General features: G+C 63.3%; 12 protein-coding genes. 5 read left to right on the top strand and 7 right to left on the bottom strand.

The window, feature by feature from the left end; genetic code table 11:
• Together BLX41_RS36015 and BLX41_RS22640 are read left to right on the top strand one after the other, a co-directional pair.
• A partial coding sequence (locus BLX41_RS36015; protein WP_259745085.1) for an SGNH/GDSL hydrolase family protein occupies positions 1-536 on the top strand: 536 nt, incomplete at its 5' end.
• A 1-nt stretch (position 537) separates the two neighbouring features.
• Positions 538-1,761, top strand: a complete 1,224-nt coding sequence (locus BLX41_RS22640; RefSeq protein WP_123726685.1) for an SGNH/GDSL hydrolase family protein — start codon at positions 538-540, stop codon at positions 1,759-1,761.
• 254 nt (positions 1,762-2,015) lie between these two features.
• On the opposite strand, the gene ilvD is transcribed toward BLX41_RS22640, so the two are convergent.
• Positions 2,016-3,857: a dihydroxy-acid dehydratase gene (gene ilvD / locus BLX41_RS22630; protein WP_123726683.1), complete on the bottom strand. Its 1,842-nt coding sequence runs from the start codon at positions 3,855-3,857 to the stop codon at positions 2,016-2,018.
• 313 nt (positions 3,858-4,170) lie between these two features.
• On the opposite strand from ilvD, the gene BLX41_RS22625 reads away from it, so the two are divergent.
• Complete coding sequence (locus BLX41_RS22625) at positions 4,171-4,737, top strand: hypothetical protein (RefSeq protein WP_123726682.1); 567 nt, start codon at positions 4,171-4,173, stop codon at positions 4,735-4,737.
• A 212-nt stretch (positions 4,738-4,949) separates the two neighbouring features.
• On the opposite strand, the gene BLX41_RS22620 is transcribed toward BLX41_RS22625, so the two are convergent.
• Entirely contained in the window at positions 4,950-6,146 is a 1,197-nt protein-coding gene (locus BLX41_RS22620) for a class I SAM-dependent rRNA methyltransferase (RefSeq protein ID WP_016963549.1), read from the bottom strand.
• Between the two features lie 227 nt (positions 6,147-6,373).
• Between BLX41_RS22620 and BLX41_RS22615 the strand changes: the two genes are divergently transcribed.
• Positions 6,374-7,186: an HDOD domain-containing protein gene (locus BLX41_RS22615; RefSeq protein WP_185073746.1), complete on the top strand. Its 813-nt coding sequence runs from the start codon at positions 6,374-6,376 to the stop codon at positions 7,184-7,186.
• Between the two features lie 33 nt (positions 7,187-7,219).
• A complete protein-coding gene (mutM, locus tag BLX41_RS22610; protein WP_123726680.1) occupies positions 7,220-8,032 on the top strand; it encodes a bifunctional DNA-formamidopyrimidine glycosylase/DNA-(apurinic or apyrimidinic site) lyase in 813 nt (270 codons plus the stop codon).
• Positions 8,033-8,095: 63 nt separating this feature from the next.
• On the opposite strand, the gene BLX41_RS22605 is transcribed toward mutM, so the two are convergent.
• The 5 genes from BLX41_RS22605 to BLX41_RS22585 all read right to left on the bottom strand — a co-directional run bounded on the left by BLX41_RS22605 (position 8,096) and on the right by BLX41_RS22585 (position 12,731).
• Positions 8,096-8,347: a YfhL family 4Fe-4S dicluster ferredoxin gene (locus tag BLX41_RS22605; protein WP_011064042.1), complete on the bottom strand. Its 252-nt coding sequence runs from the start codon at positions 8,345-8,347 to the stop codon at positions 8,096-8,098.
• Positions 8,348-8,481: 134 nt separating this feature from the next.
• Positions 8,482-8,961: a pantetheine-phosphate adenylyltransferase gene (gene coaD / locus BLX41_RS22600; protein WP_003195136.1), complete on the bottom strand. Its 480-nt coding sequence runs from the start codon at positions 8,959-8,961 to the stop codon at positions 8,482-8,484.
• A gap of 115 nt (positions 8,962-9,076) precedes the next feature.
• Entirely contained in the window at positions 9,077-10,672 is a 1,596-nt protein-coding gene (locus BLX41_RS22595; RefSeq protein WP_123726679.1) for a GMC family oxidoreductase, read from the bottom strand.
• 45 nt (positions 10,673-10,717) lie between these two features.
• Positions 10,718-11,263 (bottom strand): twin-arginine translocation pathway signal protein, encoded by a 546-nt coding sequence (locus tag BLX41_RS22590; RefSeq protein WP_123726678.1) that lies wholly within the window; start codon positions 11,261-11,263, stop codon positions 10,718-10,720.
• Between the two features lie 37 nt (positions 11,264-11,300).
• Entirely contained in the window at positions 11,301-12,731 is a 1,431-nt protein-coding gene (locus BLX41_RS22585; protein ID WP_123726677.1) for a coniferyl aldehyde dehydrogenase, read from the bottom strand.
• Between the last annotated feature and the right edge of the window lie 80 nt (positions 12,732-12,811).

The raw sequence follows: 12,811 nt of genomic DNA, 5'->3' as shown, positions 1-12,811 counted from the left end.
AGCAGAGCACCGGCCTTGCCTATCCGAGCTTCTTCAACTGGCCCAAGACCGTTGAGAGCACCTTGGCCGGCAATCCGAACATTCGCCTGATGGTGATCTTCCTGGGGCCCAACGATCCGTGGGACATGCCGGTGGTCAAGGGCAAGCCGTTCCTGCGCTTCAAGACCCCGGACTGGGAAGAGGCCTATCGCCAGCGCATCGATTCGATCCTCGACACCGCCCAGGCCCACAATGTGCAAGTGATCTGGGTCGGTCCACCGAACATGGAGAAGCCCAAGCTGTCTACGGCCATGGCTTACCTGAGTGAGCTGTACAAGAGTCAGATCGAGCAGTATCACCAGCATTTCGTTTCGGCCAACGAGATCCTTGGCTACCAGAACGACGAATTTTCCTATTACCGCATCACCGGCGATGGCAAGAAGGTCAAGACCCGGGTCGACGACGGTATTCATTTCACCACCACTGGGCAGAAGCTGATCGCTGAGCGTGTGATCTCGCTGATCAACTTTCCCAGTCAACAATTGACGGAGCACTGATATGGGGCGACTGCAAGGCATTGCGCTGTTGCTGGGCATCACCTTGCTGAGCAGTTGCAGCCCGACCACCGAGGTCCAGGCCACACCGGCCTCGGCCCTGGCCAAGTCCGGGGTCGGCGCCAAGAAAGTCGTGACCACCGGCAGCGACCCGAACCTGGCGCTGCTGGCGCGCAAGTTCAGCACCTCCAACCGCACGCCCATCAACATCGTGCAACTGGGCGACTCCCACACCGCTGCCGATCTGTTCAGCGGTGAGATGCGGCGCCTGCTGCAAGCGCAATATGGCGATGGCGGGATCGGTTTCGTGGCGGCAACACCGGTGCCCGGCACCCGCTATGAACGGGTGATCCTCGGGGCGGCCAAGCGCCAGTGGTCGCTGGTGTCGGCGCGTAACCAGCAGAGCACGCAATTTCCTCTGGGGGGCTACCTGTCGCTGCCGATGACGCCGGGGGCTCGGGTGCATATCGCCGAGCGCCAGCCGAGCAACCAGCGGTACCGCATTTCCGCTCTGTACCAGGCGTCCAGCAACAACACCCTGACCGCCCGGGACAACCTCAACAAGAGCAGCCGCATGCTGGCCGCTACCGGTGGACAGTGGCGTTTCAGTCCGCCGTTCAACAACCTGACCCTGCCGCTGGACTTTAACGTGGCCAACAACCAGGGCCTGGCCCTGGGCGGCTGGAACATCCTCGGGCAGAAGAGCGCCGGGGTGATCTACTCCTCCCTGGGCATCAATGGCGCACGCCTGGATGTACTGGACAAGTGGCAGCCCGGCTGGCTCGAAACCCTCAAGGCCCTGCGCCCGGACATGGTGGTGCTGGCTTACGGCACCAACGAGGCGTTCGATGACGATCTGGATCTGCAGCTGTACCGCAGTCAGTTGCAGGAAAAAGTCACGCTACTGCGCAAGAACCTGCCCAAGACCGTGATCCTGCTGGTGGGCCCGCCGGACTCCATCAAGCGCCGCAATGCCGGGAGTTGTATGGCATCGCAGCCGCAGCCGCTGCGGCAGATCGTGCAGATCCAGAAGGACGTGGCGAAGAACAGCCGCACGCTGTTCTGGGACTGGCAGGCGTTCATGGGCGGCGATTGTTCGATCAGCAAATGGCAGGGCAGCGACCTGGCGCGTAACGACCTGGTGCACCTGACCGCCGACGGCTATCGCAAGAGTGCCGATGGCCTGTACCGCTTCCTGCGCGGGCAGTTGGGCGAACGCATGCCCTGAGCCCCCGGCTCCTACGCTGGCGCCACCACCACCTCGAATGCTGCTGTAGGAGCTGGCTTGCCAGCGAAGGCGCCCGCAAGGGCGACGCAAGGTTCAAAGGCCCATTCGCCGGCAAGCCGGCTCCTACGGTGGCGGCGCCAGCACCCCGAATGCTGCTGCAGGAGCTGGCTTGCCAGCGAAGGCGTCCGCAAGGGCGATGCAAGGCCAAAAAAATGCCCCGCACTTGGCGGGGCATTTTTATTTCCGGGGGACGATCACAGGCCGTCGAGCATAGCCTTGTTACGTACCGCGCCCTTGTCGGCACTGGTGGCCAGCAGGGCGTAGGCTTTCAGGGCAGTGGTCACCTTGCGTGGGCGTGCCTCCACTGGTTTCCAGCCTTTCTTGTCCTGCTCGACACGGCGGGCCGCCAGTTCCTCGTCGCTGACCAACAGGTTGATCGAGCGGTTGGGGATGTCGATCAGTACCTTGTCGCCGTCCTGCACCAGGCCAATGGCGCCGCCGGCTGCCGCTTCAGGCGAGGCGTGGCCGATGGACAGGCCCGAAGTGCCACCGGAGAAGCGGCCATCGGTGAGCAGGGCGCAGGCTTTGCCCAGACCCTTGGATTTCAGGTAGGAGGTCGGATAGAGCATTTCCTGCATGCCCGGGCCGCCTTTCGGACCTTCGTAACGAATGATCACGATGTCGCCTGCTTTCACTTCGTCGGCGAGGATGCCGCGCACGGCGCTGTCCTGGCTCTCGAAGATCTTGGCATTGCCTTCGAAGACATGGATCGACTCGTCGACACCGGCGGTCTTCACCACGCAGCCGTCCAGGGCGATGTTGCCGTAGAGCACGGCCAGGCCGCCTTCCTTGGAATAGGCATGTTCGACGCTGCGGATGCAGCCGTTTTCACGGTCGTCGTCCAGGCTGTCCCAACGGGTCGACTGGCTGAAGGCGGTCTGGGTCGGGATACCCGCGGGGCCGGCCTTGAAGAAGTGATGCACGGCTTCATCGCTGGTCTGGGTGATGTCCCACTGGGCGATGCCCTCGGCCAGGGTCTTGCTGTGCACGGTGGGCAGGTCGGTGTGCAGCAGGCCGCCACGGGCCAGTTCGCCGAGGATGCTGAAGATGCCGCCGGCGCGGTGCACGTCTTCCATGTGGTACTTCTGGATGTTCGGCGCCACTTTGCACAGCTGCGGCACATGGCGCGACAGGCGATCGATGTCCCGCAGGTCGAAGTCGATCTCGGCTTCCTGGGCGGCGGCCAAGAGGTGCAGGATGGTGTTGGTGGAACCGCCCATGGCGATGTCCAGGGTCATGGCGTTCTCGAACGCCTTGAAGTTGGCGATGTTGCGCGGCAGTACCGACTCGTCGTTGTCGCCGTAGTAGCGCTGGCACAGCTCGACGATGGTGCGTCCGGCCCGCAGGAACAGTTCTTCGCGGTCGCTGTGGGTGGCCAGGGTCGAACCGTTACCCGGCAAGGCCAGGCCCAGAGCTTCGGTCAGGCAGTTCATGGAGTTGGCGGTGAACATGCCGGAGCACGAACCGCAGGTCGGGCAGGCGCTGCGCTCGTACTCGGCAACCTTCTCGTCAGAAGCGCTGGAGTCGGCGGCGATGACCATAGCGTCCACCAGGTCCAGGCCGTGGCTGGCGAGCTTGGTCTTGCCGGCTTCCATCGGGCCGCCGGAAACGAAGATCACCGGGATGTTCAGGCGCAGGGCGGCCATCAGCATGCCGGGGGTGATCTTGTCGCAGTTGGAAATGCACACGATGGCGTCGGCACAGTGGGCGTTGACCATGTATTCCACGGAGTCGGCGATGATCTCCCGGCTCGGCAGGGAATACAGCATGCCGTCGTGGCCCATGGCGATGCCGTCGTCCACGGCGATGGTGTTGAATTCCTTGGCCACGCCACCGGCGCGTTCGATCTCGCGGGCCACCAGCTGGCCCAGGTCCTTCAGGTGCACGTGCCCCGGGACGAACTGGGTGAAGGAGTTGGCAATGGCGATGATCGGCTTCTTGAAGTCGTCATCTTTCATCCCCGTGGCGCGCCACAGGGCGCGAGCACCGGCCATATTGCGACCGTGGGTGGATGTTTTCGAGCGGTAATCAGGCATGGAGCACTCCGGGCGGCTAATCAGGGAACAAATGGGGAGTGAGCTTCTATTGACCTCGGGAACACTCAGAAATGGCCGTGTGTCCGAAAGCTGCCGATGACGCCGCGGGATCGCCGCGCGCCTCAGCCTGAGCTCATAAACCCGCCGGGGGATGACTGGCGATGAATTCGCCGATTCTACACCGCTGGCGTCAGGAAGGAATGCCGTGGCCGCTCTGTGGCGTGCGATTGCCTGGATCTGACTGGGAGGCTGCCCGCCTGGCCGCTCCTGGTTTAGACTCGCCGCCCCTCGATCCCCTTCCAATGGAGCTGGAATGTCCGCGAACATGCGATCCCTGAGGTTCTACCTGGGCACTGGCCTGCTGCAGGGGCTGATGCTGATGTGGCTGGTGCTCTATAGCGACTGGCCCGGCAGCACCATGGCCGTGGTGGGCGCGGCCCTGCTGACGGGCGGCGGCTTTGTGCAACTGCTGGCCGGGCAGCGCCGCCAGTGGCGCACCTGGAAGGCCGCCCTGCTGCTCGCCTTCGCGGCTGCGGTGCTGGTGCAGGCCTGCAGTGAGTTGCCTTTCACCCGCGGGGTGATCTACAGCGTGGTGGTGCTCCTGCTGCTGATGACGCTGCTCAGCGCCACCTGGCTGCCGGGACGTGACGGTTTTAAACGACGGTTGTTGGGTGACGGAGCCTGGATGCTGGTGGCCCTTTGCGCTGCGTGGCTGTTGCAGGCGTTGTTCAATTTCTGGACCCATGAGCAGCATCTGGACCCCTTCAAGAGCGGGTTCCTGTCTCTGCGTTACTTCACCGGCCCGCCCTTGGCGTTTTCCTTCGTCCTGTATCTTCGGGACCTGTGCCGTCTGCGCGATCTTCAGACGCAAACGCCCTGATAACGACGGCTGGCCAGGCTGTTCAGGCCCAGGGCAGCAGCGCTCAGCAGCAGAATGACTACCGAGGTCTTTTTCGTGGTAGCGGGGGAGTGGCCCATGGTGTGGCGCTCTCGGTCCTTGAGAAGGTGCCGAGAATCGAGCCGTGGCCGTGCAAAGTTAATCGAGGGCGGTGGCCATTCCCGCGTAGCGCGGGAATGGCCATCGGCCCGGGCTCAGCTGTTGGGCAGCAGGCGGCAGGTGATGCTCTTGATGTAGCGGGTTTCCGGGATCGCCGGGTGTACCGGGTGATCCGGACCCTGGCCGCCGCGTTCCAGCAACTGGATGTTGCGGTCCAGGTGGCGGGCGCTGGTCAGCAGGATGTTCTGCAGGTCGTCTTCGGGCAGGTGCATCGAGCAGGAAGCGCTGACCAGGATGCCGTCCTTGCTCAAGAGGCGCATGGCCTGTTCGTTGAGGCGGCGGTAGGCGCCTTCGCCGTTCTTCAGGTCTTTCTTGCGTTTGATGAAGGCGGGCGGGTCGGCAACGATCACGTCGAAGCGTTCTTCGGCGGCTTTCAGCTCTTTCAGGGCTTCGAATACGTCGCCTTCGACGCAAGTGACTTTTTCAGCAATGCCGTTGAGGGCCGCGTTGCGCTCCACGCCATCGAGGGCAAAGCCGGAGGCATCGACGCAGAACACCTCACTGGCACCGAACACGCCGGCCTGCACGCCCCAGCCACCGATGTAGCTGAACAGGTCCAGTACGCGCTTGCCCTTGGCGTAGGGGGCCAGACGGGCGCGGTTCATGCGGTGGTCGTAGAACCAGCCGGTCTTCTGGCCTTCCATCACCGGGGCTTCGAACTTGACGCCGTTTTCTTCCAGGGCGACCCACTCCGGCACCAGGCCGAACACGGTTTCGACGTAGCGGCCCAGGCCTTCCGCGTCACGGGCGGCGGAGTCGTTCTTGAACAGGATGCCGCTGGGCTTGAGTACCTGGACCAGGGCAGCGATCACGTCGTCCTTGTGCTGTTCCATGGTGGCCGAGGCCAGCTGGACCACCAGGATGTCGCCGAAACGATCCACCACCAGGCCTGGCAGCAGGTCGGAATCGCCGTAGACCAGGCGGTAGAACGGCTTGTCGAACAGCCGCTCGCGCAGGGACAGAGCCACATTCAGGCGGTGCACCAGCAGCGACTTGTCCAGGGCCAGCTTGGCGTCGCGCGATAGCAGGCGGGCACAGATCAGGTTGTTGGGGCTCATGGCAACCACGCCCAGGGGCTTGCCGCCGGCGGCTTCCAGTACCGCCTGGTCGCCTGCCTTGAAGCCGTGCAGAGGGGTGGCGGCTACATCGATTTCGTTGCTGTAGACCCACAGGTGGCCGGCGCGCAGGCGGCGATCGGCGTTGGCTTTGAGGCGCAGGCTTGGCAGGGACATGACGTCGCTCCGGAAAAAAGGGCGCGATTATACCCCTTCGCGGGGCCCAAGCGATGGCCAATGGACCTGCGGCCGGGGCTGTGTAACCAAGTCGCGGGGTAAAGTTCCTGTCCGTTCGCCCAACATTGTGTAGTTAGGGGTTAGAATCGCCGCCTCAGCCAGAGTGTGTACTTATGTCCCAAGAGCTATCAGCCGAACAGATTCAACAGGCCCTGCAAGGCATCAGCGTGCCGCCTCAACCGCAAATCATGGTGGATTTGCAGATGGAGCAGTACATGCCCGACCCCGACCTGGAAGTGATTGCCAAGCTGATATCCCAGGACCCGGGCCTGTCCGGCGCACTGCTGAAGATCGTCAACTCGCCGTATTACGGCCTGAGCAACAAGATCGCCTCGATCCAGCGCGCGGTGAATCTCTTGGGCAGCCGCTCGATCATCAACCTGATCAACGCGCAGTCGATCAAGGGCGAGATGAGCGACGAAACCATCGTCACCCTCAACCGCTTCTGGGACACCGCCCAGGATGTGGCCATGACTTGCCTGACCCTGGCCAAGCGCACCGGCTCCCAGGCGGTGGATGAAGCCTATGCCCTGGGGCTGTTCCACGACTGCGGCGTGCCGCTGATGCTCAAGCGTTTCCCCGACTACATGACCGTGCTGGAAGAGGCCTATGGCAGCGCCGGGCCGGAGCAGCGGGTGGTGGACACGGAAAACCGTGCCTTCAACACCAACCACGCGGTGGTGGGTTACTACACCGCCAAGTCCTGGCGCTTGCCGGAACATGTGACCAATGCCATCGCCAATCACCACAACGCCCTGGCGATCTTCAGCGACGAGTCCTCGCGCAACAGCCAACTGAAGAATCTGCTGGCGATCCTGAAGATGGCCGAGCACATCTGCGCGTCCTACCGGGTGCTGGGCAACCAGGTGGAAGATCACGAGTGGAACAGCATTGGCCATCTGGTTCTCGATTACGTCGGTCTGTCGGATTACGACTTCGAGAATCTCAAGGAAACCGTGCGCGAGCTGGGCGCACACTGATCGTTCATTTCGTGATGATTGCCAGGGGCGGATATGCCTGAATTACCTGAAGTCGAAACCACCCGGCGCGGTATTGCACCGCACCTGGAAGGCCAGAAGGTCAGTCGGGTCATCGTCCGTGACCGGCGTTTGCGCTGGCCGATCCCCGAGGATCTGGATGTGCGCCTGTCCGGGCAGCGCATCGTCCAGGTGGATCGTCGGGCCAAGTACCTGCTGATCAATGCCGAAGTCGGCACCCTCATCAGTCATCTGGGCATGTCGGGCAATCTGCGCCTGGTGGAAATCGGCCTGCCGGCGGCCAAGCACGAACATGTGGATATCGAACTGGAATCGGGCCTGGCCCTGCGCTACACCGACCCACGCCGGTTTGGCGCCATGCTCTGGAGCCTGGACCCGCTGAACCACGAGCTGCTGGCGCGCCTGGGACCGGAGCCGTTGACCGACCTGTTCGATGGTGAGCGCCTGTTCCAGCTGTCCCGGGGACGTTCCATGGCGGTCAAGCCGTTCATCATGGACAACGCGGTGGTAGTGGGGGTGGGCAATATCTATGCGACCGAGGCGCTGTTCGCCGCGGGCATCGATCCGCGTCGTGAGGCCAAGGGCATTTCCCGGGCTCGCTATCTGCAGCTGGCGATCGAGATCAAACGCATTCTGGCGGCGGCCATCGAGCGGGGCGGCACCACCTTGCGCGACTTTATCGGCGGCGATGGCCAGCCTGGGTACTTCCAGCAGGAGCTGTTCGTCTACGGACGTGGCGGGGAGAACTGCAAGGTCTGCGGCACGGGGCTGCGGGAAATCAAGCTGGGCCAGCGGGCCAGTGTCTATTGCCCACGTTGCCAGAGCTGAGAAGCTTCGTCGGCAAGCCGGCTCCTACAGGTGTTTGTGGGAGCCGAAAGGGCGCCATATCACTCAAGCCTTGCCGGTGATCTTCCGGTACTTGGCCATCAACTCTTCTTCGGTTTCCGGACGCGCCTCGTCCAGCGGAATGCAATCCACCGGGCATACCTGTTGGCACTGTGGTTCGTCGTAGTGGCCGACGCACTGGGTGCACAGGTTCGGATCGATGACGTAGATCTCCTCGCCTTGAGAAATGGCCGCGTTGGGGCACTCGGGTTCGCAGACGTCGCAGTTGATGCAATCGTCGGTGATGATCAGGGACATGGGGGACTCCGGCCTGGGCGGCAGGCCCGGGCATGTAAAAACGAATGCGCGCAATTGTGCCGTATTGACGCCCGCAGTGCACGCGGACGCGATGGCTGACGCCTGGCAAGGGCCCCTCTGCGGGGCCGCACGGCTTATTTCTTGAAGCGCAGGGTCAGTGCATCGGCGACGGCCGGATGGACGAACTTGGTGATATCACCGCCCAGGGCCGCGATTTCACGAACCAGCGTCGAGGAAATGAACGAGTAGCGCTCCGACGGCGTCAGGAACAGGCTTTCCACGTCCGGCGCCAGTTGGCGGTTCATGTTGGCCAGCTGGAACTCGTATTCAAAGTCCGAAACCGCTCGCAGACCCCGCAGAAAGACATTGGCGTTCTGCTCCTTGGCAAAGTGCGCCAGCAGGGTGGAGAAGCCGACGACTTCAACGTTGGGCAGGTGCTTGGTCACCTCTTGCGCCAGTTCCACGCGTTGTTCCAGGGGGAACAGCGGGTTTTTCTTGGGGCTGGCAGCAACGGCGATGATCACGTGGTCGAACAGCCGCGAGGCGCGCTCGACCAGATCGCCGTGGCCCTTGGTAATAGGGTCGAAGGTACCTGGGTACAACACTCGGTTCATCGCGTCGTCCTGGCGGGAATCCGTTGGGGAGTCGGATGGTATCGCAGCCTTCCCGGTCGGCCAAGTCGCCTTTTAGGGAAGAAAGCACTATAGACGACGAAAATACCCCGCTTTTTCACGCCGTTTTCAAGCGCTCCGCCAGGGCCGTGGCCAGTTGCGCCGTCAGGCCGTAGACCGACAGCTGTGGGTTGGCACCGATGCTGGTGGGAAACAGCGAGCCGTCGTGGATCGACAGATTGCGCAGTTGATGGTGACGCCCGAGGCTGTCGGCCACGGCGTTCTTCGGGTCTTCGCCCATGGCGCAGCCGCCCATCACGTGGGCGCTGCCCAGGCGGGTGCGGTACAGCGCCAGGTCCAGGCCGTCGATCTGCGAGCGGACTTCATTCAGGGTCTTGGCGAAGCGGGCGTCGCTGTGCAGCGGCTTGACCGCCTTGGCGCCGCCGGCGAACTGGATCTCCGCCATGCTGTGGAAGGCGCGGCGCAGGCCGTCCCAGGCGTAGGGCGAGACCTGATAGTCGAGCGCCGGTGTACCGTCGCCCCGCAGTTCGACGTTGCCGCCAGTACTGTCGGGATGGAAGCCGTCCCGCAGCAGGGCCAGCATGGCGTGGGTGTGGGGCAGTTGCTCCATGGACAACCCGCTCTGCGGCCCGAAACCGCCCAGCAGGGTACTGGCCAGGGCCGGCTGCAGGGGCGGCACTTCGAGTTTGTAGGACATCTTGCCGGTGGTGCCGTCCTGCCACTGGAAGTGGTCGGAGTAGATCGACTGGGGGGCGCCGTAGAACGGGTTGATCACCTCGTCGAACTGGCCGGCGGAGAAGTTTACCAAGTGCAGGAAGGTCCGCTTGCCCAGGCGCGAATTCGGGTCCGGGGCATCGGAGCGCAGCAGCAGGGCCGGACTGTTGATGCCGCCGCCAGCCAGCACGTAATGCTTGGCCTTGACGGTGATGGTTCGTCCCGTGGGCGCCACGCAACGGGCATCCATGGCCACACATTGCAGGCTGGTGACCTGGTCATCCTTGAGCTGCAGGCGATTGGCCCGGGCCAGATACAGCAGCTCGCCGCCTTTCTCCAGGGTCGCCGGAATGGTGGTCACCAGCATCGATTGCTTGGCGTTGGTGGGGCAGCCCAGGCCGCAATAGCCCAGGTTCCAGCAGCCGCGGACGTTGCGCGGAATCACGTGCCAGCTGTAGCCCAGGGCTTCGCAGCCCTTGCGGATCACGTCGTTGTTGGCGTTGGGCGGCATGACCCAGGGCGCCACCCCCAGGCGCTGCTCTATCTTCTCGAACCAGGGCGCCATCTCGGCTGAGCTGTGGCCCACCACCCCGTGTTCCCGGGCCCAGTGTTCCAGGGTCGGGTCGGGAGTGCGGAAGCTCGATGTCCAGTTGATCAGGGTGGTGCCGCCCACGGCGCGACCCTGGAGGATGGTGATGGCGCCGTCCTTGCTCATGCGCCCAATGCCCTCCTGATAGAGGCTGGTATAGGCCTGGTCCTCCAGCATCTTGAAGTCGTCGCTGGTCTTGAGCGGGCCTTCCTCGATCAGCAGCACCTTGTAGCCGGCGGCGCTGAGGATTTCGGCGGTGGTGCCCCCCCCGGCACCGCTGCCGATGATGGCGACATCGGCTTCCAGGGTCAGGTCCTGCTCCAGCTGCGAGCCGTTGTAGGTTTTCCAGCCACGGTTCAGGCCTTCGCGGAACAGATCAGGTACGGGCATATTCGGTGCTCTCTTATTATTGATGGTGCGCCGGGACGAGTCGGATCAGATCTTGGGTGGCCCGGGGTAGCCGCAGTGGGCCCAGGATTCGGGGCGGGTGTACCAGGCCATCATCACCAGTTGCAGCAACGAGGCATGGCCCATGCGCAGCAGGGCCAGGAAGCTGTTTTCCCAGCGGCTGAGGAAGTTGCGGATGGCCTCGGCGCTGGCGTTTTCCCAACTGCCCCAGATCCCCGTCAGCGGGCCGCGGGTGACCGCCATGCCCAGCACATCGAACAGCTGCTGGGTGAGCTTGAACATTTCCGGCGACAAGTGATTGAGGGCGTTGTCCAGGTTGGCCAGGGTGCCGTCGATGGCGGCGGGCATCTTGTCCGCCGCCACGGCGCCTTCAAGCATCACCGGGATCAACGCCCGCAAAAACGGCAGGTCATTGCTGCGCAACAGGGTGAAACCGCTGGCGGGGGTGCTGGCGGAGCAACCGCTGAGGCTCGCGCCCAGACCGGCAGTGGCCAGGAACGCACTGGCGCAGAGGCCGATTTTCAGCAGGCCGCGCCGTGACAGCGCGGGTGTTTCAGACAGGCTAGGGGTCATTGTTGTTATTACCCGGCGATGTACTGGTTGAGGTTCTTTAGCGGATGAACAGCTTTTGAATGAGCTTCTGGATCGACTTGCCATAGGGCGGGTAGATCAGGCGAGCCGCATTGAAGCGCTGCTTGATGAACACCCCCTTGGCCTTGCTGAAGGTCAGGAAGCCTTCATGCCCGTGGTAGTGGCCCATGCCGGAAGGGCCGACGCCACCGAACGGCAGGTCATCCTGGGCCACATGCAGCAGGGTGTCGTTGAGGCACACGCCGCCGGAGTGGGTTTCGTTGAGTACTCGCTGCTGTTCGGACTTGTCGTAACCGAAGTAGTACAGGGCCAGGGGGCGCGGACGCTGGGTGATGTAGGCGAGGGCCTGGTCCAGGGTCTTGTAGGGCACGATGGGCAGGATCGGGCCGAAGATCTCGTCCTGCATCACGGTCATTTCGTCGGTGACGTTCAATAGCAGGCTGTGGCCCAGGCGCCGTTCCTGGCTCTGTTCGAACAGCGATACCAACAGCGCGCCCTTGCTGGTGGCATCGCTCAGGTAGCCGTTGAGCCGAGTCAGCTGGCGCTGATTGATGATCGCGGTGTAGTCGGGGTTGTCCGCCAGGGTCGGGAAGAAACCGCGCACCACCTGGCGATAGGCTTCGACAAAGGCGCCGATACGTTCTTCAGGTACCAGCACGTAGTCCGGGGCGACGCAGGTCTGCCCGGCGTTCAGGGTCTTGCCGAAGGCGATACGTTCGGCGGCGTCCTTGAGGGGCACGGTGTGGGACACGATGGCCGGGGACTTGCCTCCCAGCTCCAGGGTCACCGGGGTCAGGTTTTCTGCCGCTGCGCGCATCACGTGCTTGCCGATACTGGTGGCGCCGGTGAACAGCAGATGGTCGAAACGCAGCTTGGAGAAGGCCATGCCCACTTCGGCTTCGCCCAGCACCACGCACACCAGATCCTCGGGGAACACCCGGGCCAGCAGTTGTTTGAGCAACTGGCCGGTGGCCGGGGTGGATTCGCTGAGCTTGAGCATCACCCGATTGCCGGCGGCCAGGGCCCCCACCAACGGCCCCATGCACAGGTACAGCGGGTAGTTCCACGGCACGATGACGCCCACTACCCCCAGCGGCTGATAGACCACCTTGGCCGAGGCCGGCTGGAAGGCCAGGCCCACGGCGCGGCGAGACGGCTTCATCCATTTTTTCAGGTGCCTGCTGGCGTAGTGGATGCCATGCAGGCTGGGCATCAGCTCGGCCAGCAGGGTTTCATCGGCGCTGCGGTTGCTGAAGTCCTGGCTGATGGCGTCGATCAGCGCCTGGCGCTCGGTGTCGAGCAGGTTCTGCAGCGATTTGAGCCATTGTTGGCGTTGTGCGGCCGGTGGCATGGGATTGGCGGCGAAGGCCCGGCGCTGGGCTTCGAACAGCTCATGCAGCTCGTCCTGTTGCTCAAGGGAATCCTGCAGGTAAGCGATTTCGGCAGACATGGACGGGCTCCGGTTTTTATAGGGTGGCTAGTTTTTTAGAGCTTATGCTCTAAATTGTCAAATACCATCCGGTGCCGGTC

Source organism: Pseudomonas protegens, from assembly GCF_003732485.1.
Taxonomy (GTDB): domain Bacteria; phylum Pseudomonadota; class Gammaproteobacteria; order Pseudomonadales; family Pseudomonadaceae; genus Aquipseudomonas; species Aquipseudomonas protegens_B.
Note: the sequence above shows the minus strand (reverse complement) of the source record. Positions and strands in the feature narration are given on the sequence as shown.